Raw genomic sequence first — 1,095 nt, 5'->3', positions numbered from 1 at the left:
TAGTTTATAACAAACTGTTTAAGAGTGATTCGCAACGCGTGGCATTTTTACTATGCGTTGGTTTAGTTGATTAAGGTGGTATGCGGCGGCATCGGTATTGCGTTGCTCACACCTTAACAGGGCGTTATGCGATATGAGGAAGTTGATAGTATGGAAAGCAATGTAGTTAAAGAAATAATTGAAGTAGAGGAGAAGTTAAAAACTTCAATGCTCAATTCAGATACGATTGCCTTGCAAGACTTATTGTCTGATGACTTGGTATTTGTTAATCACCTTGGTCATCGAACTTCCAAACAAGACGATATAGCACTGCATGGCTCAGGCTTACTAGTTATTAAGTCGATTCAATTCCATGATCTTCACGTAGTACCTCAGAAGGATGTCGTTTTGGTTTACGTAAACGCGGAAATCAAAGGCAGTTATAATGGGGCTGTAGCAAACGGTGAGTTTGCATTTTCTCGTGTTTGGACAAAGCAAAAGGGTAACTGGCAGGTTATCTCTGCGCACTCTACAGTTATCGCATAACAAACTGTTCAAGAGGGATTCGCAACGCGTGGCATTTTCACTATGCGTTGTTTTTAGTGTTTAAGGTGTTATGCGGCGGCATCGGTATTGCGTTGCTCACCCCTTAACAGGGCGTTATAAGGCTTGGAGAAATATGGAACTAAATTGTCTAATTGATTCAGAGTTACTCTCGCTTAATCAAAGTTTTGATGATACCTATATTGAAATACTATTCCTTTTAGAGTCTGATCAGAAGGTCAAACTCTTTGTCAGTAATAAGCAAGGTAAAGCGATAACTGTTCGTTTTAAGGGAATGCAGCTATCTGCTAGAAAGACGACTTTAAGTGACATTCCAACATTAGGTGAAGTTGAAGGAGTCTCTTATTTACAAGGCTCCCTTTCGTTAGAAGGTGACTTCGGGCTAATTGAAGTTGATGGTCAGGATATTGTCCTTGAGCCCGCCTCTTAGTATCAAGTTTGAAGTGCGACACTTTTTACAGATGCGCATGAATATACTCCGTTGGTGTCCTATACCCAAGTCTTTTGCGTGGGCGCGTATTTAATTTGTGTGCAATTTCATTGCAGAGCTTC

The 1,095-nt window shown here is 40.6% G+C and carries 2 protein-coding genes; both read left to right on the top strand.

From position 1 onward, the window contains the following. Positions 1–150: 150 nt before the first annotated feature. Positions 151–525 (top strand): nuclear transport factor 2 family protein, encoded by a 375-nt coding sequence (locus FKN16_RS24270; protein ID WP_047734438.1) that lies wholly within the window; start codon positions 151–153, stop codon positions 523–525. Positions 526–658: 133 nt separating this feature from the next. Next, on the top strand, positions 659–973 hold the full coding sequence (locus tag FKN16_RS24260; RefSeq protein WP_170903738.1) for a hypothetical protein: 315 nt from the start codon (positions 659–661) through the stop codon (positions 971–973). Positions 974–1,095: the final 122 nt, after the last annotated feature.

This window comes from Vibrio sp. 11-4(1) (assembly GCF_013048625.1).
Lineage (GTDB): Bacteria > Pseudomonadota > Gammaproteobacteria > Enterobacterales > Vibrionaceae > Vibrio > Vibrio diabolicus.
Note: the sequence above shows the minus strand (reverse complement) of the source record. Positions and strands in the feature narration are given on the sequence as shown.

Coding starts and splice junctions, on each gene's coding strand:
- FKN16_RS24270 (WP_047734438.1), top strand. CDS start 151: ATGGAAAGCAATGTAGTTAAAGAAATAATTGAAGTAGAGGAGAAGTTA.
- FKN16_RS24260 (WP_170903738.1), top strand. CDS start 659: ATGGAACTAAATTGTCTAATTGATTCAGAGTTACTCTCGCTTAATCAA.